Genomic DNA, 24008 nt, shown 5'->3' on the forward strand with positions numbered 1-24008 from the left:
GGGTCAGGCAGTTTTCACAGGTTCGGGCAACGGCATTACCTTCGGTTGAGGGGCCGAACTAGCCGGGGAAAATGCGCGCTCCAACACCGGTGGTACAGCAACCATACTCAGATCGACCTGATTTAAAACAGCAATGACCGAATGCGTTGCAGCTCTTTTGTAAAGCGCTGTCAGTTGCGCATCTTCTCTTGTCCAGACTGCTTTGGCGTTAACTACAAACACCGATACGTTCGTCTGACCAACAAGATGAGTGGGTATAGCGTGATTAATTAAACTCGGCAATTCCAGCAGGATAAGATCATACGGAGCGGCATCAACGTTCGCATTTCGCTTCATTAACGTATCAACATCAGGCACGTCGATAAAGTCGGAACCAACCGCGTAAGAGATGAACGTAACGTTAGGGACTTCAGCCGGTTGATCCTTAGCCAGTTGCGGATACAGATACGCCACCGTATGACCAGCCTGAGCGTATTGCTCGGCAAGCCGCATACTAATCCATGATTTTCCTTGTTTCGGGCGATTACTTACCAACGTAACAACCGTGTAAGGAAGTTTAAGCGTTTGGGCTTTTAGCTCAATAGCGATGGTTGAGCGTAGTTGTTCAAGCATAGCCTGCGCTGTCCGCAACGCTTTGGCAGAACGCTTACCAACCACTGGAAAGGACGCTACCATTAAAAAACCAGTTTGCGTTTCTGCATGCTGGGGAGATGTAACGCGGTTATCCAGCATGTATCGGACCAGCATCAGCAGCAGGGCAAGCACCAGACCCGTTGCTAACCCAGCGCCAACCAGCATTTTTCGTTTTGATGCCAGGGGTGCCATTGGAAAATCCGGCTCGTCTAACACAGATAGAGGCCCTTCCATCTCTGCGTTTTTCTGCCGAACGCGGGCTTTATTCAGTTCCGCTAAATTTTCCATATACTCTTTTTCCGCTACGTCTACGTCGCGATTGAGTTGCTTGAGCGTCGAGCCTAACGGTGCGAGCTGATTGGTTGTATTGTCCAACTCCTTGATCTGCTTTTCGTAGACACCTAGTCTGGCTGCCGACTCTTCATACGTCATCACTTTTTTAAGCCATTCATCCACCAGCGTTCGCTGGGCAACCGATTCGGTGGTGTTGCCGAACTCATAATGTTGCAGGGCCACAGATTTCATGTCGCTCGTTAACCGATTCAGTTTCGTTTCCAGATCGGCAATAACGCTTTTCGGCTGACCATACGACCGGGCATTGGCCAGTTGCGTCTGTACTTTGACAATTTCTTCCCGTTTATTGATGAAGGCTTCATTGTTAGCAATCGCCGATGACCGGTCCGACACTCGCTTTCCCAGCGTAGCCATGGCTGCTTTAGCCGCCTGGTACTGCATCATTTCCTGATTATAGTCGTTCGTCAGTGCGGCTTTGGAGGTGGCCGCTGTAATCGTCTGCTGTCCGTAATCAACAATTTTATTGGTGACACCAAACGATTTCAATTTTGTCTCAGCCTGTTGCAGTGAATTTTGCGTATTACGTGTCCGATCGGTATAATACTTGACTACCGAGTTAGCCTCCGACGATTTGAAATTGGCATAACGCTCCCGAAACACTTCGATCAGCAAGGCCAGCGTTGCCTGCGTAATGGCTGGATCGTCGGACTCGTATTCCATCAGCAGCATATCGCTACCGCTTTTACGAACAGTCTTTACATTCTTGATTCTGCCGACCGAATAGTACGTTCCGCCTTGCAGGAGCAGCGTTTTCACAGGGTTTATTCCTTTGGCATGTGCCAGACCATCCAGTCGCAGATACGTAGCGGTCTCGTCTTCACCGTTCACGACGTACTTACTTATTTTTGCTTTAATCTGCTCCAGTTGCCGATAGCCTTGACGGCCCAGGATGAGTGAATCATAATTTTTCAGTTGCAGATGACGCGAAAGCAGACGCGTACCTACCCGCATCATCGTTTCCTGCGAGTTGATGGTGGTAAACAGGTTGTCGAACTCATTATTAACCACTTCTGGGCTAACCCAGCTGTTCTGTTCGTCGGATAGAATGGAGTATCCAGAAGCTAATCCCGTGTAAATCGTGGCTGTCGAGCGATAAACTTTTGGCAAGTTCCGGGTAAAATAATAAACGGTAGCGGCAGTCAGGGCAGGCAATAAGAGCAGCCACAGAACATTACGTTTGAGTAGACGAAGTAGTAGCATCAAAGTAGTCGATTAAAGCTGGTTCAATACCCACGTACGGCATTTATAAGCTCGTCGGGGGTTAATTTGGATAAAGCGTAAAGCTGAATAACGATCGTTACGGCTTCTTTTTGGATTCGGACTTCTTCAATTCAGGTTTAGATGAAGACGGCAGTACGTTTACGGGCATCTGTTCCGATTGGGGCAAAATAGGAACTACCTTAGTCGACATTTGCAGGTATTGAATCGGTACGCCGATCAGTGCCTGCAAATCATAAAAGTGCTTGAGAAATTCGCCCGATTGGTACTCGGTTGCGCTTTTGGCCTGGGCGTAGAAGTTACTGATCTGTGCTAACTCCCGAGGCTCAATTTTTCCCTGTTTGAGTTCGACTTCAGCGACCTGAAAAGCCATCCCCGACGTTTGCTCATCTCGGTAGCGAACTCTGAGAATCCGCTGAGACGTCAGCATGTCCTGATAGACTTTGATCATCTCCCGCTTAAGATTCAACTCTTCTATTTCGCGTCTGGCGACCACGGCCCGATACGTAGCGGCTGCCTGCCGCATCTTGCTTTTTCGGCCAATAAGTTCGTCGAAAGGAATCTGTACGTTTATGCCGTAGCGGTATCCGTTTATGATCTGGGAGAGATCGCTGACAAGCGTACCGTTAGACGCCAGACTCTGCGTGCCATTTGAATAGTTAAGGAACGGATAGACATTCTTAAGAACAACAATCTTGGAAAAATTATAATTTGCCTTTTCGGCTTCTCCATTAGCCCGTTCAAACTTCAGTACTGGCGAATTCTTGACGGCCAGTTGGTAAAGACTATCGAAAGGCAGGATCTGGTCGACAATATCTTTATTGAAATCGAGCAGAAACGTATCGGACGGCGTCTCAACAATTGAATTGGTAGCGGGAAGTGACGCCTTTGCACCTGATTGCAGGACTCCCTGACCATTCCCCGAAGAAATTATTCCAGGGGCCATTAATAAAGCTGTAGATAAGAACGTAGCAGAGAAAAGATGAGTCAACAAACGGGTTCGCTGAATAATTATACACCGTAACAACATAGTATAATTCAATAGGGAGTTCGTGTATAAAATGTAATCATGTATAGGTACTGCTCTGCATAATTACGAAAAACTATTTATATTTGATCACATCAAGTATCATTATTATTAACAATATCCAAATAAAATAAACTTTTAATACGTACTTAGAAACAAATTACCGGAATAAGTTATTTAATAAATTCTACTCATTAATTCATGGTAATGTACAATTTTCGGTGAAACCGTGATTAGCCATAAGGTATGTATTATAAAGACCATATGCCCGACCAATACGACTTTGTTATTATGTCCCTGCAAGCCTGGGATAAACCAATTGGCTCCAATGCCAGGGATATTGCTTTATCATTGGCGCAAACTCATCGGGTCTTATTCATTAGTCCTCCCTTGGATTGGGCAACAAAATTCCGTCAGCGGAAACAGCGTACCCATTCCGCACGCACAGCCGGACTGGTACAGGTTCAGTCTACGCTCTGGGTCTATTATCCTTCAGCTACCTTATCGTCTATCAACTGGCTGCCCGATGGAAAAATCTACGATTTTTTCAATTGGCGGAACAACCGGCTTCTTGCCAGTGAAGTGCAGGAATGCATCGATCAGCTCGACTTTAATCAGGTTGCCTTTATTAACGATAGCGACATGTTCCGGGGATTCTATCTAAAGGAACTACTGAAGCCAGCGATATACGTTTATTATACCAGAGACAATCTGCTGGCTGTACCCTTCTGGAAACGGCACGGGCTCCGGCTCGAACCAGAATTGATGCACAAGGCTGATCTGGTAGTCGGTAATTCTACGTACCTGACCGGTTTAGCATCGACCTATAATACAAATGCCGTTTACGTAGGCCAGGGCTGTGAGTTAAGCCAGTTCGACGCCAACGTGCTTCACCCGCTCCCGGACGATCTGGCGGCTATTCCTTCCCCCCGGATTGGTTATACGGGTGCGCTGACATCCCTGCGGCTAGATCTTGCCCTGCTTGAAAAAGTGGCTCGCAGTTGTCCCTACTGGCAGCTCGTCCTGATCGGACCAGAAGATGAAGCCTTCAGGACCAGTCCGCTCCACGATTTATCGAATGTCTATTTTCTGGGCTTGAAAAGTCCCGCCGAACTCCCGGCTTATCTTCATCATCTGGACGTACTGATCAATCCCCAGTTGATCAACGACGTAACGATCGGAAACTATCCTCGTAAGATCGACGAATACTTAGCCATGGGCAAACCAGTCGTAGCGGTTCGAACAGACGCCATGGGAATTTTCAAAGAACATGTATTGCTGGCCAGTACAGCTGATGAGTTTATCGATCAGCTTGGGCGGGCGCTTCTTAAAAATAATCTGTCGACGTCGGCAGAACGGGTGGCGTTTGCCAAAGGACATTCCTGGGAAAACTCTGTCGCTCTCATGCTCTCCGCCATTCAGGAAACTATGGCGATAACGTACCAGGACTAATTTCAGACTCTCGCATGACAATTGATACCTATTTAAAGGATAAACCGGCACTCAAACGCTGGCTACTCTGGCTGCTTATGCCTGCCGGCCAGGCTCGTCCGAGATTATGGGTCCATTATTTCGTGAATCCCTGGGTCCATCAGCGCCATCGTCGTTCGGTCATTTGTTCGTCTGCGCGGATGGACGTATTGCCGTTCCGGCCGTTTACGCTGGGGGATCGCTCAACCATCGAAGACTACGCGGTTGTCAACAATGGTGTTGGCCCCGTAACGATCGGGCATGACGTACGCGTTGGCATCGGTTCGGTTGTCATTGGCCCGGTGGAGATCGGTAATCATGTGATCATTGCGCAACACGTAGTGATGTCGGGCTTAAATCATAGTTACGAAGCCATTGATGTACCGATTAATCTCCAGCCGGTGTCGACCCGTCCGATTATCATCGAAGACGAGTGCTGGATTGGCGCGAACGTAGTGATTACAGCCGGTGTACGCATCGGAAAGCATTCGGTGGTGGGGGGAGGCAGCGTCGTTACAAAAGACGTACCGCCTTATTCAGTCGTCGTTGGCAATCCAGCCCGGGTCATCCGACAGTATGACGTAGCATCTGCCACCTGGAAATCTGTATAGTTATCTACTCCCTAGCCTATGGTTTCTTATACCACTACGCCTACCGTACCACCTACTATCCAACGAGATCGATTTATTCAATTCGCCCGTGGCTTTTCGATCCTGACAATTGTTCTCTTTCATTACTTCAGGCTGGCTCCCCTCCCCTTTTTTGTTTCTAAAGCCGTACAGTTGGGCGGCACGGGCGTACACGTCTTCCTGTTTTTATCGGGTTATGGCCTGAGTTTATCTCGCTACAGGGATTGGGGCTCGTTTTTTAAACGACGGTTTGTGAAAGTGCTGGTGCCTTATTACGTAGGCATCGTTCTCATCTTCGGCCTGAATCTATGGCTTCACATTTACCCTGACGGAATCAACGAGTTACTAAGCCATTTGCTACTCTACAAAATGTTCATCGAACCCTACACACGCAGTTTCGGTGGCCATTTCTGGTTTATTTCTACCATCATCCAGTTTTATTTGCTTTTCCCCGTACTTATTCGGCTTGTTGAACGGCTTGGTTCGGTCCGATCGATGCTGTTCGCTATCGCTATATCACTGGCTTACAGCTTGTTCATTACGTACTTGGGAAAGGCAGGTGTACGGGTATGGAACAGCTTTTTTTTGCAGTACCTGTGGGAGTTTACCCTGGGGATCATCGTAGCCCGAAACCAGTTGTTACCTGCGTTGCTGAAACGCCCGTGGTACGTCTACCTGGTCCTGGCGATGCTGGGTATTAGCATTACGGCCGGTCTGGTTCTGAAAGGTGGGCAAACCGGCCAGATCTTCAATGATTACTTCGCGTTTGTCGGCTACGTATGCGCCTGTGTTGTCCTGTATCGTATGGGCAACGTAGTAACTGGAATCAATACGTTCGTGCTCTGGGTAGAATCTTTTTCCTATTCGCTGTATATCATGCACATGGTTCCCCTCAGCATCTATCTGACATTTTATCCACAGCAGCGGCTGACTATAGCTATCATTGCGCTCATTTTTGTTGCGGCTCTGGGGCTATCGCTCCTGTTCAATCAAGGAATCAAGCGATTGCTGAACACGAGTTTATTCAAGACTAGCTAAAGCTTCCTGCCCTACGCGCCGGTTAAGCGTTTTCTTTATAACCTGCTCAAACTCCTGCGCCCGGTGCGCCCATGAATTGGCTTCTGCCATATCGATTCGGCGTTTTGTCAGATCTGGATCATTTTCGTTCAAAGCAGCTTGCAAACCTTCAGCAAACTGCTCAGGCGTATTGGCTAACCGAACAACACCCGTGAAATCGTCCAGCATTGAAAACTCAGTCGAAACAACCGGCATACCAGCCGCCAGATATTCGTTGATTTTCAGCGGATAAATCGTGTACGTATGCTCGTTCCGCACGAACGGAATCATCCCTACGTGCATGCGCGCCAGATAGTCGGGCAATTCGTGAGGTTCTTTCGGACTAATGAATTCAACGTTTAGGTACTGCCCAAGTCGCGGTACAAGACTTGGGTGATTCACTGGGCCCAAAAACTGAAAACGAACCTCGGGCATCCGTTGAACGCAATGCTCAATCAAATCCAGGTCGAGTCGATTATCGGCGGTACCGAGATAGCCTACGGTTTTATGGGTTACATCCCGGCTTTTGCGGAGTTCGTACGTCTGTCGGAACAGGTCGAAATTAGCGCCGTTCTTCACCGTATAGCTGTTGGGCTGCAATCTACTTTTAGCGATACGTAACGTTTCGGACGTAGTGACCACCGCATCGACCCGCCGAAGGTACTCGGGTTCGTATCGGGTACCATGCCGGGCCATCCAGGGTTCGGCCGTAATTTCATCAAAGCAGTAATAAATGTTTGCCCCTTCGCCGAGTTTTCCAATGAGTGCTAGGCCATACACGGGGTGGAAGGCATTGATTACAATAGGATTCTGAATACCTAACTGCTGCATAACGGGTAACAAGCCCTTGAGCAGACGCTGGATATTCACAGTCAAAAATGTATCATGCAAGCCTTCGGGCATTGAGTTAACCGGCATCATAACGGGAGGAGTCCAGATATGAATCTCCTCGCCATTAGCTAACCTAAGGGACTCCAAATCCCCCGACGTCCGCAGTATTTTCTGCATGGGCACCTTCTTGCCACCCAAAAAATGCATAGCAGCATCTTTGGCCGTGTATTGATAATCAACGTAGAGTACGTTGTAGTGCAACGCTAATTCGGTAAGAAGCTGAACCGCTGGCCGCTGAAAATCGCCTTTCCAGGGCGTTTGGCCGATGCATAGGATACTTTCTGCTTTCATAAAAGCCTGTATTACTGCTTAACAAACTTAGTACTGATAAGCTGATCATCAGAGTCGGTAACGCGAACCAAATACATACCTCCAGTTAATGAACTCACTGACAACTCAACTATAGATGCTGGTTTTTCGGGTGTTACCTGCATCACGGCTTCGGAATTTAACGCATATACGTCAATTTTTTTAATTAATTGTTTACTTTTTAACTGAATTGTTAATTTATTGACACAGGGCGAAGGATACGCTGTCAATGCAACAGTAGGTTCCACGTAATCTTCATAGGCCATCCGGGCGTTTGCTGTCGAACCATATTCATAAGCGCCAATGTCATACTTATTATTAGCGGGTCGCCGATTATCGTCTAAATCGAACGTAACACCATATCCACCAACATCTCTGCCTGCATCGACCAGGGGCGATCCAGCACGGGGATGGTAATCGCCCGCACCAATATTTGCAAACGTATTGTTGTTGTAATCAGTTGACTTAAAGTTGTTCTGATCGGCGTATGGTACGCCCTCATTTGCATAAATGTAAAATCCAGAACCGGGGAACATGATTACGTTATTAACTACAGTTGTGTAGTTAATCTCGTTGAAGAGCGCAATTCCATCCAAACGTGTTCGGATAATGGTGTTATTCGCTATGATAACCGGTGTATTTGGAATAGAGCCCGTCCGATCGTCGCAAAATATCCCGTACTCATCGGAGTCGGTAATCAAATTATTAAAGATTTTATTATTGCCTAAGTGCCCAATAACAACAATCCCATCCGCTTTCGAATTTCTGATTATATTATTATACAATCGGCCACCAGCACCACCACCAATCTGAATACCATTACTTTGATACAGAGCAAACGGCGAAAGGCCCGTATCGATCACCGTATTATGATGCACTTCGGCGTCGGAAGAACACGCATACTGAATACCTTCTGCGCCAGTCCGCTCGGTTCTGTTTTGATAAACCTGTAAACCAACAATATCGTGGGGATATAAAGTCACGCTCTGTCCATCGCAAGTACGGGTTATGCCCTGGCTGTAGAACGTGTTGCCGATATACAGGCCCTCTCCTTTCACGTCATGAATGTAATTGTGATGGACCTTTACATTGTGCATGGTGAAATTCTGACGCCACGTAGCAGGATCGCAGGTAGGGTCCGTTTTAATCATGATGCCTGCAAAGTCAGCTCCGGCTATCTCTACCCGTTCTACTTCAACGTAATCACTTAGGCTGGCAATGGTAATCCCCGAAACGCCAGCGCCTGTTTGCTGCACTTTGATTCCATACGGATACTGCGGATCACCACTCCCTGTCAATTTGAAATATTTGCAGTTGTTCAACGCCAGACCCGTAGGATTGGACGTACCATCAAACGTTACCAAACCATCTATGTTAACAACCGTGACCGGATTGGCTGCCGTGCCTGTAATATTAGCAATGGCGATCCGATTGTACGTACCGGCCTGGATGCATATTTTCTCGCCCGGATTAACCCCCAGCTGAGCGGCATTGTAATTACCATTTTGTGAGATTGTAACCTTACAACCCGCCACCGGTGCAAGCTGATATTCGTAAGCACCTATATCCGGCGTGCCATTTGCCGACCGGGGATTGCCTTCTATATCAGTCTGAATACCCAAACCACTTACCGATTGACCACCATTGACCAGCGTAGAGGTTGCGAGTAGATGATAGTCATAGGCGTTCGGATCGACAAACAGAACTGTAGTTGCATTACTTCCTTTATAGTTATTCTGATCCGTCACCCGAACATTCTGGAGAAGGCTGAGTGGTACGTTGGTTGCGGGTTTTACGAGCGCATTATTGATTACGGTATTAATGCTTTTTGTGTTGTCAAGTCTGATCGAAGCCCCGCCAGTCTCAACGACTGTGTTGTTCGCCAGCAGAACTGTAGAATTTTGTATAGTTTCCGGCTTATCGGCAATATAAATACCATTTAGCCTGGACTTGGCAACGATATTGTTGTAAAACTGATTACCACCCAGATAGCCTAAAGCCGCAATGCCATTCCCCGTTGGTCCTATGATTTGATTATTATAAACCCGGCCTCCCGCATTGCTTCCCAGCTGAATCCCAGGCGCCGACGACTTGGTTCCAGTCGTTTTAATGAGGTTACCATAAATATCAGCGTCGGAAGCACTCGCATATATAATTCCTTCTCCACCCACCTTGTCTATTTTGTTCTGATACACTTTCAGTCCGACAATGTCGTGCGGATAAATAACAACGTTCTGGCCACTGCAACTCCGGGTTAAGCTAGCAGCATTGTAGCCCAGGATCATTCCTTTCCCGTTAATGTCATGTATATAATTGTGGTGTATACTCACATTGCGCATGGTAAAGTTCTGCTTCCAGGTAGCCTGATCGCAGCTGGGATCAGTCTTGGCTACAATGCCTGCATAGTCTGCACCAGCGATTTCGACGTATTCTATTTCGAAATCACTGCTTAGGCTGGCTGCACCGATAGCTGCTGCTGCCGAACTCGTCCGCTGGACTTTAATACCATATTGATATTGTGAATTCCCAGTACCGGTAAGCTTAAAATACTGGCTATTAGAAAAGGTGATCCCACTGGGATTACCCGAACCATCCAGTACAACAAGACCACCACAGTTTTTTACTGTGATCGGTTGGGAAGCTGAGCCCCGCAGATTGGCAAACGTCAACGAAGAATACGTACCGGCCTGAATACAAATCGTTTGACCAGGCTGAACATTCATGGTGCTTACGTTATAATAGCCGCTTTGAGAAACGGTAACGTCGCAGTTACAGGCAGATTGGCTGAAGCCATGATTCGCATACATGAAAAGAACAATAGCAAAGACTAAGTTTTTCATAGGTAGGGGGATTGAGTGAATCGTTATAAGACTTATTACTACAAGACCGATTGTGCCAGCTGTTCAAGAGTTTTCGATTTATCCAAAACTGGTCTGAAGAAGGCTCACCAATCATGTAACCGAAAATAAATATAGTTAACTATAAAATTACTTACATACTCTCATAATTCTTGTCAATTATTAAACTATTTGTTTGTAACGACAGAAATAGTCAACAGATTTATGGTCGACAAGTATATTGCATAGTCCTCATTATTAGCTGTTCACAAAATTTTAAGCGGAATTTAATGTGCTATATGGAGACTTTTGAGTAAACGACTGCTTCACACAAAACTAATAGTATTAAATTAAAATGAATGTTAACTTATTCTAAATATATTTAACTTAAATAAGATATATTGTTTATTCAATAGAAATTTAGAAACATTATCACTGTCTAGATTGGTAATGTTCCCGTTATTGAGTTTTTTCGGCCTATATTATTGCAGATTTACAGTACTACGCTCTAAGCAAACTCCTGGTTAACCCTCCCAATCTATGCCTGTTCTCCTGCTAAAAATTCTTTTCTGGGTATTAATTCTGCTGGTCTTCTATACCTACGTTGGTTATGGGCTATTTATCTGGCTGCTTGTCAAGATTCGCAGATTCATGGGCAAAGGCCGACTTATGCCAAATGATCCGAGCTTCAATCCAAACGTAACACTAATTATACCTGCTTATAATGAACGGGGGTATATTGAGAATAAGCTTCTGAACTCCCTTGCTCTGGACTACCCAATCGACAATATTCGCTTCCTCTTCGTAACGGAAGGCTCTACCGACGGCACAACGGAACTTTTGGAAAACGCTCAGAAGCAGGAACCACGCCTACACGTTAAGAGTGGCAGGGATCGGAAAGGCAAAATTGAGGCTATGAATCTCGCTATGCCGCTCGTCGAAACGCCCGTTACCATTTTTACTGACGCCAATACGGCACTTAATCCGGAAGCCATCCGAAATATTGTCCGTCATTTTGCAGACCCAAAGGTTGGAGCTGTATCGGGCGAGAAGCGAATTGTTACGTTAGCAAATGAGTCAGCGGCAGGCTCCGGCGAAGGTTTTTACTGGAAATACGAGTCTTTCCTAAAAAAACTCGATACCGAACTTTACAGCGTAGTCGGAGCAGCCGGTGAATTGTTCGCCATCCGAACCGAATTATATCAGCCCGTTGAAAAAGATACGCTGCTCGACGATTTCATGATTTCACTACGTATCGCAGAGCGGGGTTACCGAGTTATTTACGAACCCGAAGCATATGCCATCGAACGACCCTCCTTTTCTATTGACGACGAGAAAAAACGAAAGGTCCGCATTGCGGCCGGTGGCTTTCAGTCGATCAGCCGCCTTGGCGAATTGCTCAATATTTTTCGGTACGGCTGGCTCTCATTTCAGTACATTTCTCACCGGGTTTTACGTTGGGCCGTTACGCCTTTTTGTCTACCGCTGATTTTGCTGGTAAATAGTATTTTGGCCTTCCTGCTTAGTACTAACTCCTTATCATTCAAGCTGTATATGGGACTATTAATCGCCCAGATTGGCTTCTATTTATTCGCTTTTCTGGGCCATATTCTGGCCAGTCGACAGCTCAAAGTGAAAATTTTCTTTATCCCTTATTACTTCACGTTTATGAACTGGTGCGCCATTCTGGGCTACCTGCGCTTCCGTACAGGCACCAGTACAGGTATCTGGGAAAAAGCACGTCGAGCGGCCTAACGTTACTAGCTATCTCGTACTGAATTGAATCCAGCGTAACGTAGTGGTGTGATGTCAGGTTTTCGAACCTGACATCACACCACTACGTTACGCTGGATTCGCTTTGCATTAAGCGTTGTTAGCAAACAAGTAAGCTATTGATTGATAGGACGGTTTATTCTCAGCCTATTCAGGATAGACACGACACTAAATCTGGAAACAAAAAAGTTGGGCAGAAGCCTACCCAACTTTTCAACCTTCCTCTTTTTAACCAAAACTACTCAATTACAAACGTTCAGTTTGGTGTCGGCCCAGTTGTATTGTGAGGTGTATGAATAAACTGCTTTCCAGCCTGAGTCATCCATCTCAAGGACCGTACAAAACGCACAAAAACGGCAGGTAACTGACTAAATTCCTGCCAAGTTAATTGATTTTTCAATTCTAAAGGTGTTGCGATGTAGTAAGCGATTGCCAATAGTAGTAATTGCCCCGAAAGCAATAAAAACAACCCTGTCGATTGAAGTAGCAGTGAAATCACTAAACCGAAGCCCATCGCACCAATCAGCAGCATCCGAGGTGGCGTAATGACCTGGATGAATTTGTCGAAATAATCAATATTTCCTTTCAATAGTTGACCGAACGCGGTTTTTAGATAAGGCCGCACATACTTCAACTGAGCCGCAATCCAACGGGAACGCTGCCGTTCAAGCACAGCCAGATTCTGCACTTTTTCGTCATAGCAAATCGCTTTTTCCAGATAATTGATCCGAATCCGTTGTTTCAGCAAACGCATTTCAAGTTCTTTATCAAAGCCACCCGTCGTATGAATATGCTCCATCAGATCGCGGAAGAGGTCAAACTCGAAAGCCATGCCCGACCCAATGAGAGCCGAAGAGAGCCCTAAAGAACGGTGGCCTTTGCGAAGAATATGGTTCTGAATCTCCTCGCTAAGTGCATCCAGAATGGCAACACTTGTATTTTTGTTCTTTGCCATTCGGTGGCCCTGCACGGCTCGCCAGCCTTCATTAAAAGCAATATTCACCAGATGTAAGAACCTAGCACTCATTACGTTATCTGCATCCAGAATAACCGATACGTCAAATCCCTCAAGCTGTGACAACGCTGCATTCAGTGCTTTTGCCTTTGTCGATACGTCGAAGCTGACTTCGATTACCCGAATTGGCAGTTCATAAAGCTGCCGGAGCGTATCTGGCTGAAGCGAGTCGGCAATGACAATCACTTCATAGGCTTGCTGTGGATACGCCTGCATTAACGCTCGTTTGGCAGAATCTACAATGACAGCGTCTTCTTTGTAGGCTGGCAACAGTACAGCCATGCGTTTAAACGGCAACTGGACGTTCTGCGCATTAACGATGACCGACTTTCGGGTCCATAAACCAGCTATCGAGAAAATCAGCGAATAGACCGCGAAAAACGCCGTAAGGCTAAATAATGCGTAAGAAATCTGCTCTAAAAAATTCACTAGTTCCATTTTGGTAAAGCGTCAATAGGGTAGGGTAAAGATTAAGCAAGCATAAAATTTCAGGGTCATTATACTGGCGATTCACTGGACGAAACCAGGTTCCACCAGGTTCCTTTCCAAATAGCTTTTAGGTAAGCGAACTGGCCTTTTACGGAATAAATCAAGGAATGTTTGGGTAAAGCGAAGCACAGGAAAAAGGCATAAAATACCGTCAGTTGAAACGGATTCGTATTCCGTCTCATGAACAGAATTCGGTTTCGGGTCAGGTAATACACTTTCAGCGGATTGGCTTTCCCGACAGACACGGATTCTTTGTGATAAATTAGTGCTGTAGCCTGATAATAAATCAGATAACCCGCCTTTTGTATGCGCTGCGACCAATCCAATTCTTCATAATACAGGAAAAACCGCTCGGCAAACCGGCCAACCCGTTCGACAACTTCCCGCTTGACCATCATCGCGCACCCATGCGCAAAACAGGTTGGTCCCGATCGATTATATTGCCCTCGGTCCACTTCGTGCGTACCCACAGCACCTGTCTGGCCGGTTAGTTTGTTTAGCGGTCCATACCCAGCATACTGGATTACGTCCGGCTGATCAAAATACCGAATTTTTGGACACGTAACGCCGACCCGATCATCTGCCAGAAAGGGTTCCAGTAGTTTTTCGAGCAGATTGGGAGTAAGTTCTGTGTCGTTGTTGACAATGAGTAGATAATCACCCTTCGCAGCCGCGATACCTACGTTGTTACCTCCGGTGAAACCCAGATTTTTTGAATTGCTGATCAGTCGTACGTTGGAATAATACCCTTGAGCAATTCGCTTTGAGGGATTCTCAACAGATGCATTATCTACCAGAATAATCTCGTAGTTCGGATACGTCAGGTGACGAGCCGATTCCAGAAAGGCACACGTAGTGTCAGTTTGATTGTAATTAATTGTGATGATTGAAACCAGCGGTTTATCAGTCATTACGTTCTCTTCGCTCAGCGTGCTTTGCTGGGGAGACTCTTCGTGTTGGTAGCGCAGATTCATCATAATTTCACAAACCTCCCGGCGCTTCTGCCCGCTTTCGTTTCGACATTCACGATATATACACCCGCTTTCAGTGACTGCACCGATAAAGAACTGACATCTGCTGCTGTTGCGGGGACGTTATCTTCTAAAGCTACCCCCTGCTCATTGTAAATCGTGATCCGATTGATAACTGCCCCCGCCTGAATGGTTAAAACGTCTTTCAGGGGATTCGGAAAGAGAATCAGCGTGTTTTCGGGCATAAATTCGTGTGCGCCGATGTCAACCGCATGGCCCATCTTACGGACATTCCCTGCTAAGTCGAATAAGACATCAAAGTCGGCAACGTCGATGCCAGCATCAATCAGCGGAGAGTTTTTGGCGAGCATAAAACCTTTTTCGGCAGAATTGCCATTACTAAAGCCTAATGAATCGGGTGAAGCAGAGAAACGATTATTTGAGACGGTAGCTTTTGCCCCCTGGCCAAAAAGCAAATAATCAATTCGCCCGTTCTGGTTAGGGGCGACCTTAGTTATTACGTTATTGGCGACCGTATTCCGGTTAATTTCATTATACAGTTTGATCCCTTCCTTCCCACAATCGATAATCGTATTGTTCAGAATGGAAACGGATGCCCCTGCCTGCGACCCAGTCCGGTCGTCACAGAACAGGCCCATTTCGCCACATTTCAGCAGGAAATTATCATAGACAAGCGTGTTGCCCAGATGCCCGATGATAATAACGCCCGTGCCAGGCACCTCGCTCACAATATTGCTATACAAACGTCCACCAGCCCCACCGCCAATCTGGATGCCATTATTCTGGTACGTGGCAAAGGGCGACGTACCGGTCTTACGCACTACGTTATGATGCACGATCGCATCTGGCGCACAACCATACTGAATTCCTTCAGCACCGGTTCGTTCCGTCAGGTTGTGATGAATTTGTAAGCCGTAAATAAAATGTGGGAACAACGCCTTTGCCGCTCCATCGCAGGTTCTTGTTATACCCGTGCTAAAAAAAGAGTTGCCAATGTACAAACCTTCGCCACCTACGTCGTGGATATAGTTATGATGAATGTTAATATTCTTCATAACCAGGTTATTCTGCCATGTAGCGGGGTCGCAGGTGGGATCGGTTTTCACCATGATACCGGCAAAATCAGAACCAGCCACTTCAATGTATTCCAGTTCACAATCAGAACTTTGGCCCGTTACACTCACGCCCAAGCCACCGGGTGCAGTCTGGTCAACACGAATGCCATAATCAGAACCGGAACCCGAAGCTTTAAAGAACTTACAATCATAAAAAGCCAGTCCGCTGGGCGACTTGCTATTGGCCAGCACAACCTTTCCTCCGCAATTGATAAATCGAATCGGCTTTTCCGGAGTGCCTACATAATTAAAGAACTGCAGGTATGTGTAGTTGCCTGCTTTTATGCACACCGTCTGATTAGGCATTGCCCGCCCATCGTACTTATACGTACCACTCGCTGTAATCACCTGGTCGCAATGGCAATCCGTATTGACCTGGGCGCAGACAATCGTGGTGCTTATCCAAAAAAGAAGATATAGCCAGGCTTGCATAAGTCGTTAACTGATTACAGGTATCATTTAGGGTTATACTCTATTTTTGATTGCCTACTACTCAGTGTTTCCAGAGAAGACAATGGTGGCTTACGTAGCGAAGCAGGTACCGGCTCATACATTCTCTTTCTGCCAGATAGCTACGAAGGTTTTAAACATGATCATTAAATCCGTTTTAAGCGATAGCGTTCGTGCATATTGAATGTCGAGCTGAATACGTTCATGATCCGACATAACTGGCTGACCTTTAGCTCGCTTCATCACCTGCCAAAGTCCGGTCAAGCCCGCTGGCGCGGCAAATCGCTGGATATAGCCTGTTTTGGTCAACTTTTCGGCTTCATACAGCGGCAGCGGTCGATTACCCACCAGCGACATATCACCCTTCAGAATATTGATCAATTGCGGCAGTTCGTCGATGCTGCTGTTACGTAGAAAACGCCCTAGCCGCGTCACCCGCGGATCATCACGAAATTTTGTAAAAGCCGCCTTCTTTTTCGAGCGAATGTATTGCTTTTCACACAGCGGTTTCCCCATTAGAAAAAGACGCTGTTTACATTCTGTTCCAGCCCGTTGACAATCCTCGCAAACAAACTGATAATCAATTTCTTCTGTCTTTGTATTGTAAATATTCTGGGCTGACAGACTCGATAAAAGCTTATCAGCATCGGTACGCATACTGCGAAACTTATACATCTCAAAAATGCGATACCCAGCTCCTACACGTCGGGATTTGTACAGGATTGGGCCGGGTGAATCCAGCCGAATCAGTACCGTAGCAACAACCATTACGGGCGACAAAATGGTGAGTGCGGATACTGACGCAACCAAATCAATAGCCCGCTTCCAGATAGGCGTCTGAATGAGCCACGTTGTTTCAGGCGTGACCGAATGCGAATTGTAGTAAGCTTTTTTACGGATTAAATAATCAAATCGCATCCGTATGTCTTCTTCAATATAGTCGGTCGGGAATATATCGACAACACCCACCCGTGACGCTTGCCGACATAGTTCGGAAGTGATCAATGGGCTGATAAGAATGAGCTGAACGGCAAGCTTATGGGCATTAGCCTGAACGGTTTCCAGAAACGATAGCCAGTCCAGCCGCTCGCTCATAATTACAAGATCGACCTCATTGCCAGCCATCAACCAATCTACTACGCCATTGAGGTTTTTGAACGAACTAATGGATACCTGTTGACCAAAGGCATAAATGAAATTAGTTCTGGCGACGGGGTCAGGCTCTAAGTAAATAACCCGTAACCTGAGCTCGTTCAGGGGTAACGTTTTCATCAGGATAGAATCGGTTTACAGCACAATTGAGACGTTTTTGGTCAAAATTTGTCGGGTATTATCAGGAACAGCCAAATAGCTGCCTGCATCAGCAGCGCGATCTTACTGACAATACCTGACAAATTGGACGGGTTATTTACTGGCCTTTTAACTTACGTAGCGTGGCTGATAGGCAGCTTGAGTTTGTAGTTGAACACGCCGTAGTATAGCTCTGGCTTTAGCTTTTACTTCGATAGGATTAAACGGCTTGGCTACGTAATCATCAGCACCATATTCCAGACATTCGATACGCGTACTACTATCCTCAAGCTCAGAAAGTACAATAATCGGAATATGGTTGAACAGATTGCTGCTTCGAAGAATGCGAATCAACTCACGACCATCAAGGTGAGCCATCGACAATTCGGTGATGATGAAATCTGTTTTATTACCATTCTCAAGCCAGCTTATAGCTTCAATGCCATTGGTAACAGACGTAAGGGTGAAGTCATTTTGTAAAGTTTGACGAAGAATGTTGGCAACAAAACGATCTTCATCAACAATTAGTAGGTTGTATCCAGTTGAGTTCATATAGGGAGTGATAAAAGGTTAAACCATGTTATTAAGAAGTCTAAGTATATTCGTAAGCGTTGATTATGGAAGTAAACTCACCTTATCTAACAGATGAATGGTCTGTCAGGACCGGCAGGCGTATAGGCACGATTCTATGAGTGCATACGTCAGTTACCAATGGTTTATCGATTCTTAATCGAGTTTATTATTCCTAATATTATCCAATAATAAACCTACTGATTTACATTATTAGTAAATTTTATGTTACCCCAAAAGTAATACTGTAAATATATAGTATTTAATAAGTAACGACCAAAGATTTATTTAAAAATAAATTTTACATTTTGCCTCATTCGATATATTTCAATAATGACAATTTGTTTATATTAATGTACTATGACCTAATGGAGCGATAGCCAATAACCGTTTAATGTCTATTTTATAAGATACTAGTTTGCTGCTCATAGCTATTTCACCTGATGATTTAAGTTCATATTACGTTTACTAACGCTACTGGCAACTCTACCCGAAACACCTCCAGCAGATCTGATGTGTGGTTGTAACTTATTACTCCCAAATGTTATTTATCTAAGACAGAATCGGGCACTGGCTTATAAAAAAACTTAGTATACTACGTTCCATAACACCATCTGTTTGAATTAATTACGTATTTTTGTAGGATTGGTTAATTACTAATTCCAGGCATGCCTCTATCCAGGAAAACTTTACTTATTCTTTGTTACTGTTTTTTTATTTGCCAGTCTGTTTTAGCCCAGTTAACAATAACGTATCCAATTCCACGCATGGTTGTACAACGCAACCAGGCCAATACAGCTTCTCTTTATATTGCCGGTACGTTTTCCATTCCTGTTGATCGCATAGAAACACGTCTTGTGCCCACATCTACAACAAGCCGGATAGATGCCGACTGGTTAATTTTGCACGATCAGCCGAAAAATGGACTTTTTAAAGGGAGTATAATTGCTCCTTCGGGCTTGTTCCGACTGGAGGTACGTGGCATACGAGACGATAAAACGGTAAGCAGCGCGTCAGTACCAGTAGGAATCGGTGAAGTGTTTGTTATAGCCGGTCAGTCGAATGCAATGGGCTTACCAAATTTGGGAGCCAAAGGAGCTTCTGAACGGGTAGTCGTCTTCAATGCCTGGAATCGCTTTTGGAATAAAAACGACGCCCTCGAATCATCAGACAAGCCATTTCCGGCGCCAACATTTTCGACATTAACCGCTTCGAGTCTGGTTTATCCGACAGGTGAAACAGCCTGGTGCTGGGGTGAGTTAGGCGACTATATTGCTGACCGCTATAACGTACCCGTTGCTTTTTTTAACGTAGCGATTCCGGCTACCGTAGCTGAGAACTGGAGTAATAGCGCGAAAGGCATTCCCGCCAAAAATATTTTCAACAGTACAATCTGGCCATTCTTACAGCCCTATTCGAACCTACGGAATACCTTACAATATTATAACAGCCAATTCGGTATTCGAGCGATCTTATGGCATCATGGCGAATCGGATGCTGTACCCTTACATACACCAACGGAAACATATCGACAGGATATCCAGTATCTTATTGATAACAGCCGAACCGATTTCGGTCGTAATATGACTTGGGTTGTGGCCCGTTCGTCCATTACTCCTGCTGGCCCTACTCCCAGCCCCGAAATCATACAGGCGCAGCTTTTGTTAGCAAAAACGCTAAACAATAATGTGTGGGAAGGGCCTGATACCGATTCAATTCAATCGCCCCGACCGGCGCATGGTCACTTTGAAAACATTCCTAACGGTGCTCAGGGTATATCTGCATTTGCCAATGCCTGGAAAAAGAATTTGAATGACCAGTTCTTTAAAGGCTCGCAACCGCACCAACCACAACAGTTCATACAGACTGGCTTAGTGCCGTCCGAGATTCCAGCGGGAACACCAATCAGCGTTCCGTACGAAATCGTTGGTTTCTCAAATAAACCCGACGTAGCAGTCCAGCTATTGACTGAAAAAGGGCTATTTGTGGCTGAAATTGGACGCGACAAAGGAAACTCTTCTGTGCGAGTCTATTTATCCGACACGCTGAGTCAGGGAAATTATCAATTACGGGTAATTGCGACTAACCCTCTATTGGCCGGAGCTCTATCCCTTCCTTTTAAAATCGTATCCCCTAACCTTCCGCTTAATCCTTTTAGAGACGTTCAGATTGAACGTAGCGAGACAACTACTTTCATTCACTGGCTAACCGCACAGGAACCCGTTGGTAGTCGATTTACCATTGAACGTCGGGACAGTATAGGCACGTATCAATCAATTGGCACGATGACTGCTATAACGGACAATCAACTTAGTCACTTATACTCCTTCGTAGATCCCATTAAAAATAGCCCTGAAACGAGTTACCGTATCCGGTTAGAGCAGCCCGACGGTCGGGTTCAGTTTAGTAGTCAACTCGTGCTTGCATCAGCAAATGAGCCTTTACCACAGCCCATTATTTATCCAAATCCGAGCGATGGTACGTCTGTAACCCTGAGTTTACCCCGCAGCGGTCAATGGAATTTAACCTTGATTAATCTAAAGGGTCAGATTATTTGGCAGCAACGTATTACGACCTTATCGAATCAAGCCACAACAGTTCCCCTAGCTTCCGATTTAGCTACAGGCTCTTATCAATTACAATTACAAAACGCTGATCAGTACTTCACAAAACAGGTATTAATTCAACGTTAGGCTTACGAGTCAGTTGAGAAAGAACCGAAGGTGATTTATAGCTGGGGTGCAGGCTCAACCTTTTTAATACGTACTTCATTGATCCGTTTGTCATCAGCTGATAACACCTCGAACATAAAACCAGCATAGGTCGTCTGGTCACCAGCCTGAGGCAATCGGCTAAATAATTCGAGTAACAAGCCGCCAAGTGACTCACTATCTCCCTGCACCGTCTCGAAGGTTGTAGCGTCAACATTCAGCACCCGGCATACGTCTGTCAGCAGCATCTTGCCTTCAATGACCACTGTCTGGTCATCTTCGCGTCGATAACCTGTGGGCGCTTCGTCGTCGAATTCATCATTGATCTCCCCAAAAATTTCCTCAATAATATCCTCCAGAGTTACCAGACCTCGCGTTCCCCCATATTCATCAACGACAATAGCTATATGAACGCGTCGTTTCTGAAAATCCTGGAGCAAACCATCTACTTTTTTATTCTCAGGGACAAAAAATACCGGACGCAGAAGCGACTGCCATCGAAATGAGTCATCTTCATGAATATGGGGCAGCAAATCTTTGATATATAAAATACCCTCTACCTGGTCAAGTGACTCCTTATAGACAGGTACTCGCGAATATCCCGAAGCATTAATCTGAGTTATTAGCTCACTGAAAGGCAAATCATCAGTCACGGCAGATATATCCAGACGTGCTCGCATGACTTGTCGGACATTTAGATTACTAAAATTAACGATACCTTTTAGAATTTCCTTTTCCTCAACCGTCGCGCTCGAACCGGTCAGTTCAACGGCCTGGCTTAACTCTTCGACCGACAATTTATAACCCCGTCGCTCAATTCGCCGGTCTACCTGATTACTTAAATTAACCAATAAAACGGCCAGCGGTCGAAATATAACTAACCCAAGTTGTGCCAGTGTGGCAGTCTTACGAGCCACCGCCAAATTGTTTTGACTTGCATAGACCTTCGGAATTATTTCGCCGAAGAGAACAATAGCCACGGTTACAACTAACGTTACGCCAGCCAGTATCCAGCCTTGCCCAGATGAAGTTTGAGATAATTGCCAGGTCAGATACGTAACAATAACGACAATGGCAATATTTAATAAGTTGTTAAAGATAACCAGCGAGGCCAGCAATCGTTTAGGCCGCTCCAGGAGTTTAGCGATACGTTGCTCTCCAGTTTGACTACTATCACGGCAATAAGCACGTTCGTCGGGCGAAAGAGTGAAGAAAGCTGCCTCAGACGCCGATACCAAACCGGCTAATGTCAACAGCAACAGAATTAAAGCCGTGTAAGGCCCGTATAAATCAAAATAGGTGCCCCAGCCATCTACGGCTGGGAGCACCTGTCGAGGAAGAGGATCACCAGGGTCCATGTACATCAAATCTCGTTCAACAATAGAGCATGCGAATTAAAACGGTAAATCGTCATCACCGCTGTTGCTCTCAAAAGGTACGGGCTCCGGTTCGCGACGGCGCGTAGCTGGCGCGGGGGCAGCCTGAGCCGCAGGGGCTGTAGCTGCCTGCTGGCGTGGTCGTTCCACAGGCGCAGGTTGCGAAGCGGGTTGCACAGGAGCAGCCTGCTGACGCGGGGCTTCATAATATCCCTCCTCTGGCCGATCACTATTCGGGCTGCCCAATAATTGCATAGTACTAGCACGAACACGTAACGATGTCCGTTCTTTGCCTTCTTTATCAGTCCATAATTCCGTCCGAAGTCGACCTTCGACATAAACAGAATTTCCTTTCTTCAAATATTTTTCAGCTACTTTGGCTTGCTCATTCCACAACTCAACCCGAAACCACTCTGTTTGCTCTACTTTTTCACCATTTCGGTTGGTAAACTTTTCGGTAGTAGCGACATTAAACGTAGCAACTACAGCCCCGCCATCCAGATACCGTACTTCAGGATCGGCACCCAAGTTACCGATTATTGTCATCTTATTAAGACTTGCCATACTCTTGTTCTATTGGTTTCGTATGAAAATGTAAGTGTGTTTAAGAAGAATAAAGATACCAAAATTTAACAGCTTAACCAAACGCTTTTGCCAAATAGTTTGTGATCAAAACTGGCTTGGGTAACTGGTTAATCTCCTCAAAAGCATACCATTGTAAGTCAGTGGGCAAACTTCCAATAGCCTGATTCGGGAGGTCTATCAGATAAAATTGGGCCCGAATCCGTTGGTGTGATAAGAGCTGCATTAAGCTAATTTGAGGCTCTGCCAGAACGCCCATCTCTACAGCAGAATTGACTGCATCTGAAAATGGCAAATCCCGCAGTTCAACTTTAGGCTCATCGGTTTCGATTAGATAAAAATCGTGAAGATTTTGCCAAATATCCCGATTCATTCGTTCACGCAAAGCTATTTTTCCATTATTCCGAAAAACCAGATAGGAAAAGTAACGATCTCGTACAGGCGCTTTCTTGGCTTTAACAGGCAAGCGATTCTGTCGTCCCGTTTGATAGGCTACACACTCTTGCTGAAGCGGACATAACAGACAATCCGGAGCAACGGGCGTACAATGAATAGCGCCAAACTCCATAATAGCCTGATTGTAGGTAGCAGGGTCATTTGCAGCCTGAATCAGGCGCATTGCCAAAGCTGCGAACGTTTTTTTGGCTGTTGTCGTCGTAATATCTTCCTCGATACCAAACACGCGTGCTAGTACTCGATACACGTTCCCATCAACCACAGGTACACGCTCGCCAAAAGCAAAAGCAGCAATGGCAGCCGCCGTGTATGTGCCTATGCCCTTCATTTTCAGCAAGTCATGATACGTAGCAGGGAACTTACCTTCGAGGTGATCAGTTACATAACGAGCAGTCTGATGAAGGTTTCGGGCTCGGGAATAATAACCAAGTCCTTGCCAGAGCCTAAGTAATTCACGTTCTTCCGTACGAGCCATGTCGGCTATGGTCGGATAAGCAGCAACAAAGCGTTCATAATAGGGTTTGCCCTGTACAACACGGGTTTGTTGAAGAATTACTTCCGATAGCCAGATACGATATGGATCGCGCGTGTGACGCCAGGGCAAATCGCGTTTATGATGCTCATACCATCGCTCAAGGACGGGAGCGAACGTAGTTTCGGTACGCTTAATGTCTGATTGCCAACTCAAAATAAAACAAAAAAAAACGTCGTTACCAGTAAAAACGGAAGCACAGAGTTTTATATATTATGGGAAACCCCTACCTT

At 45.8% G+C, this 24008-nt stretch carries 17 protein-coding genes; 5 read left to right on the top strand and 12 right to left on the bottom strand.

The features are described 5' to 3' along the window. Positions 1-3: 3 nt before the first annotated feature. Together IC230_RS25220 and IC230_RS25225 are read right to left on the bottom strand one after the other, a co-directional pair. Positions 4-2187, bottom strand: coding sequence for a GumC family protein (locus tag IC230_RS25220; RefSeq protein WP_191041843.1), 2184 nt, complete (start codon positions 2185-2187; stop codon positions 4-6). A 97-nt stretch (positions 2188-2284) separates the two neighbouring features. Further along, positions 2285-3151 carry a TolC family protein gene (locus tag IC230_RS25225; protein ID WP_191041844.1) on the bottom strand — a complete coding sequence of 289 codons (867 nt, stop codon included), beginning with the start codon at positions 3149-3151 and terminating at the stop codon, positions 2285-2287. Positions 3152-3478: 327 nt separating this feature from the next. Here IC230_RS25225 and IC230_RS25230 point away from each other — a divergent pair, with 327 nt between their 5' ends. The 3 genes from IC230_RS25230 to IC230_RS25240 are packed head-to-tail and all read left to right on the top strand — an operon-like array spanning position 3479 to position 6369. Further along, positions 3479-4684: a glycosyltransferase gene (locus IC230_RS25230; protein ID WP_223860835.1), complete on the top strand. Its 1206-nt coding sequence runs from the start codon at positions 3479-3481 to the stop codon at positions 4682-4684. A 14-nt stretch (positions 4685-4698) separates the two neighbouring features. Beyond that, positions 4699-5313, top strand: coding sequence for an acyltransferase (locus IC230_RS25235; RefSeq protein ID WP_191041845.1), 615 nt, complete (start codon positions 4699-4701; stop codon positions 5311-5313). 18 nt (positions 5314-5331) lie between these two features. Next, positions 5332-6369: an acyltransferase family protein gene (locus tag IC230_RS25240; protein ID WP_191041846.1), complete on the top strand. Its 1038-nt coding sequence runs from the start codon at positions 5332-5334 to the stop codon at positions 6367-6369. On the opposite strand, the gene IC230_RS25245 is transcribed toward IC230_RS25240, so the two are convergent. Continuing rightward, positions 6352-7569 carry a glycosyltransferase gene (locus IC230_RS25245; protein ID WP_191041847.1) on the bottom strand — a complete coding sequence of 406 codons (1218 nt, stop codon included), beginning with the start codon at positions 7567-7569 and terminating at the stop codon, positions 6352-6354. The two genes, IC230_RS25240 and IC230_RS25245, sit on opposite strands and share 18 nt — an antisense overlap. A gap of 11 nt (positions 7570-7580) precedes the next feature. Beyond that, the gene (locus tag IC230_RS25250; protein ID WP_191041848.1) at positions 7581-10427 is read right to left on the bottom strand and encodes a right-handed parallel beta-helix repeat-containing protein; all 2847 of its coding nucleotides are present in this window, start codon (positions 10425-10427) and stop codon (positions 7581-7583) included. Between the two features lie 537 nt (positions 10428-10964). On the opposite strand from IC230_RS25250, the gene IC230_RS25255 reads away from it, so the two are divergent. Beyond that, positions 10965-12179, top strand: a complete 1215-nt coding sequence (locus IC230_RS25255) for a glycosyltransferase family 2 protein (protein ID WP_191041849.1) — start codon at positions 10965-10967, stop codon at positions 12177-12179. Between the two features lie 274 nt (positions 12180-12453). Here IC230_RS25255 and IC230_RS25260 read toward each other — a convergent pair whose 3' ends face one another. The 5 genes from IC230_RS25260 to IC230_RS25280 form a co-directional block, all read right to left on the bottom strand. Then, positions 12454-13650, bottom strand: coding sequence for a glycosyltransferase (locus IC230_RS25260; protein WP_191041850.1), 1197 nt, complete (start codon positions 13648-13650; stop codon positions 12454-12456). Between the two features lie 59 nt (positions 13651-13709). Further along, the gene (locus IC230_RS25265) at positions 13710-14678 is read right to left on the bottom strand and encodes a glycosyltransferase family 2 protein (protein ID WP_317171838.1); all 969 of its coding nucleotides are present in this window, start codon (positions 14676-14678) and stop codon (positions 13710-13712) included. Next, positions 14675-16240 carry a right-handed parallel beta-helix repeat-containing protein gene (locus IC230_RS25270; RefSeq protein ID WP_191041851.1) on the bottom strand — a complete coding sequence of 522 codons (1566 nt, stop codon included), beginning with the start codon at positions 16238-16240 and terminating at the stop codon, positions 14675-14677. The genes IC230_RS25265 and IC230_RS25270 overlap by 4 nt, the downstream gene beginning before the upstream one ends. Before the next feature lie 114 nt (positions 16241-16354). Then, the gene (locus IC230_RS25275) at positions 16355-17530 is read right to left on the bottom strand and encodes a sugar transferase (RefSeq protein ID WP_191041852.1); all 1176 of its coding nucleotides are present in this window, start codon (positions 17528-17530) and stop codon (positions 16355-16357) included. Positions 17531-17677: 147 nt separating this feature from the next. Beyond that, a complete protein-coding gene (locus IC230_RS25280; RefSeq protein ID WP_191041853.1) occupies positions 17678-18100 on the bottom strand; it encodes a response regulator transcription factor in 423 nt (140 codons plus the stop codon). Positions 18101-18885: 785 nt separating this feature from the next. Here IC230_RS25280 and IC230_RS25285 point away from each other — a divergent pair. Continuing rightward, on the top strand, positions 18886-20811 hold the full coding sequence (locus IC230_RS25285; RefSeq protein ID WP_191041854.1) for a T9SS type A sorting domain-containing protein: 1926 nt from the start codon (positions 18886-18888) through the stop codon (positions 20809-20811). Between the two features lie 35 nt (positions 20812-20846). Here the strand turns inward: IC230_RS25285 and gldE are convergent, their stop codons facing one another. From gldE to mutY, 3 genes are all read right to left on the bottom strand, one after another. Further along, the gene (gene gldE / locus IC230_RS25290) at positions 20847-22187 is read right to left on the bottom strand and encodes a gliding motility-associated protein GldE (RefSeq protein ID WP_191041855.1); all 1341 of its coding nucleotides are present in this window, start codon (positions 22185-22187) and stop codon (positions 20847-20849) included. Between the two features lie 36 nt (positions 22188-22223). After that, positions 22224-22769 (bottom strand): single-stranded DNA-binding protein, encoded by a 546-nt coding sequence (locus IC230_RS25295; RefSeq protein ID WP_191041856.1) that lies wholly within the window; start codon positions 22767-22769, stop codon positions 22224-22226. A gap of 73 nt (positions 22770-22842) precedes the next feature. Further along, entirely contained in the window at positions 22843-23931 is a 1089-nt protein-coding gene (gene mutY / locus IC230_RS25300) for an A/G-specific adenine glycosylase (protein WP_191041857.1), read from the bottom strand. Between the last annotated feature and the right edge of the window lie 77 nt (positions 23932-24008).

The organism is Spirosoma validum (genome assembly GCF_014699035.1).
Classification (GTDB): domain Bacteria; phylum Bacteroidota; class Bacteroidia; order Cytophagales; family Spirosomataceae; genus Spirosoma; species Spirosoma validum.